General features: G+C 72.0%; 3 protein-coding genes. All 3 read left to right on the top strand.

The features are described from left to right. A partial coding sequence (locus G6017_RS10775) for a molybdopterin-dependent oxidoreductase (RefSeq protein WP_182617316.1) occupies positions 1–1,013 on the top strand: 1,013 nt, incomplete at its 5' end. Positions 1,014–1,087: 74 nt separating this feature from the next. Further along, the gene (locus tag G6017_RS10770) at positions 1,088–1,669 is read left to right on the top strand and encodes an ECF RNA polymerase sigma factor SigK (protein ID WP_042329923.1); all 582 of its coding nucleotides are present in this window, start codon (positions 1,088–1,090) and stop codon (positions 1,667–1,669) included. Then, positions 1,666–2,174, top strand: a 509-nt coding sequence (locus tag G6017_RS10765; protein WP_524536286.1) for an RskA family anti-sigma factor, incomplete at its 3' end; no start/stop codon positions are given. The genes G6017_RS10770 and G6017_RS10765, both read left to right, overlap by 4 nt.

The raw sequence follows: 2,174 nt of genomic DNA, 5'->3' as shown, positions 1-2,174 counted from the left end.
CCGGGGTGGCACTGACCCGCCGCGCGGCCGACGCGCTCGCCGAGCGCACGGGCCTCCAGCTGCCACGGGTGTTGAGCCGCAACGCCGCCCCACCGGTCCCGGAGGGGATCGTTCCCGATGCCCCCGGGGTCACCCCGTTCGTCACGTCCAACGAGGAGTTCTACCGCATCGACACCGCGCTGCGCGTCCCCGCGCTGACCACCGCGGACTGGCGGCTGCGGATCCACGGGATGGTGGAGAGGGAGATCGAACTGGACTGGCAGTCACTGACGAGCAGGGAGTTCCTGGACCGGATCGTCACCCTGACCTGCGTGTCCAACGAGGTCGGCGGCAACCTCGCCGGCAACGCGACCTGGACCGGCTTCCCGATCGCCGAACTGCTCGCCGAGGCCGGCCCCCTTCCCGAGGCCGACATGCTGCTCTCGACCTCCGTCGACGGGTGGACGGCGGGCACCCCGCTCGAGGCCCTCACGGACGGCCGGGACGCCCTGCTGGCCGTCGGGATGAACGGCGAACCCCTGCCGCTCGAGCACGGGTACCCGGTCCGGCAGGTCGTGCCCGGCCTGTACGGCTACGTCTCCGCCACCAAGTGGGTGGTGGACTGGGAGGTCACCCGATTCGACCGCGCCAGCGCCTACTGGACCGACCGGGGGTGGGGTGAGCGGGGACCCATCCTCACCGCGAGCCGGATCGACAGGCCCGCCCCCCTGGCCCAGCTGGAGCCCGGCCCCGTCGTGGTGGCCGGGACGGCATGGGCCCAGCGCCGGGGCATCGACCGGGTGGAGGTACAGGTCGACGACGGTCCGTGGAACGAGGCGACGCTCGCCGAGGAGTACTCGATCGACACCTGGCGCATGTGGTCGTGGACCTGGGACGCCGAGCCCGGCCTGCACACGCTGTCGGTCCGGGCGACCGACTCGACCGGTGAGGTGCAGACGGAGACCCGACAACCGCCGATCCCCACCGGGGCCACGGGCTGGCACAACCGCACGTTCCGGGTGTCGGGGACATGACCGTCCTCGACACACCCCTCCTCACCACCCGCCCGTCCCGTGCGTTCGGACCACCTCGCATTAGACTGTCCCCCGTGTCCGAGCCCACCGCCCCGTCGCTGGCCGATCCGGGGCGCCTCCTGGAGCTCTCCGCGGCCGGGGATCTCGATGCCTTCGCCCGCTTCTACGACCTCATGGCGCCCCGTGTGCACGGTCTCGCACTCCGGGTCCTGCGCGACCCCGGGTACGCCGAGGAGACCGTCCAGGAGGTGTTCCTCCAGGTCTGGAAGCAGGCCTCGGGGTACAGCCCCAAGCTCGGGTCGGTCCACTCCTGGGTACTGACCATCGCCCACCGGCGAGCGGTGGACAGGGTGCGGTCCGAGAGCTCCGCGGCCCGGCGCGACGAGGCGGACGCCGCCGCGGGGATCACGCACTCCGGCGACATCGCCGACCAGGTGACCGAGGAGATCACCCGGGAAGAGGACGCCGCGGACATCCGTCGATGTCTCGGGGAACTCACCGAGAACCAGCGCGAGTCCATCGAGATGGCGTACTTCTCCGGGTTGACCTACCGGGAGGTCGCCGACCAGCTGGGGTCCGCACTGCCCACGATCAAGTCACGAATCCGCGACGGCCTGCGCCGTCTCAAGAGCTGCCTGGGAGGTGAGCTGTCATGACCGTCCGACACCACGATCACCCGGGGTCCCCGGACACGGTTCATCCCGAGGACCTCGACCTCTACGCCCTGGACGCGCTGGACCAGGAGGAGGCGGACGCCGTCGAGCAGGCGCTCGTCGCCGCGACCCCGGATCAACGCAGCTCGATGCTGGCCCACATCCGGTCCACTCGGGAGGTCGTGGCCGATCTGGTGGCCGACGCCGACCTCGACGTCCCGCCGCCGCCATCCCTGCGCACCAGGGTGCTCGACCTGGTCACGGCGGAGGCCGGGACCGGACACGATGCGCCCACCCCGGATGCCGACGACACCGGTGACACCGGGGGCGCGGCGGTGGTCGACCTGAGCCAGATGCGCGAACGCCGGCGCCCCGGGACCTGGACCTTCCTCGCCACCGCGGCGGCGGCCATCGTGTTGGTGGCCGCGGGGGTGACCATCGGGCGACTGACGGGCGACGCGGGACCGGAGGACAACCTCCCGGTCGCGTCCCCGCCCGCCGCGACGAT

This window comes from Dietzia sp. B44 (assembly GCF_014145245.1).
Taxonomy (GTDB): Bacteria; Actinomycetota; Actinomycetes; order Mycobacteriales; family Mycobacteriaceae; genus Dietzia; species Dietzia natronolimnaea.
The sequence above is the reverse complement of the archived record's forward strand: the minus strand, read 5'-3'. Positions and strand labels throughout refer to the sequence as shown.